We start from the raw sequence: 230 nt of genomic DNA on the forward strand, positions 1-230 counted from the left end.
TGATAGTAGAGGGCCAGCCCATGAGCGCAGTGATTCGAGTCGACCGTCTGAACAAGACCTTCGGGCGTAAACAGGCGCTGTTCGATCTGGCCCTGTCGGTACAGCCTGGCGAGATGGTAGCGCTGATCGGCGCTTCTGGCTCGGGCAAATCGACCCTGCTGCGACATCTGGCCGGCCTGGCACGCGGTGATGGCGGCAGTATCGAGGTACTCGGTCGTCAGGTACAGGCC

General features: G+C 62.2%; 1 protein-coding gene. It reads left to right on the forward strand.

Features of this window, described 5'->3' with window-relative positions; translation table 11 throughout:
- Positions 1-20: 20 nt before the first annotated feature.
- Positions 21-230 (forward strand): ATP-binding cassette domain-containing protein (locus NDO48_RS29570; RefSeq protein ID WP_267322966.1); only part of this gene is annotated, 210 nt, incomplete at its 3' end.

The sequence above is a fragment of the Aminobacter sp. MET-1 genome (assembly GCF_026521175.1).
Classification (GTDB): domain Bacteria; phylum Pseudomonadota; class Alphaproteobacteria; order Rhizobiales; family Rhizobiaceae; genus Aminobacter.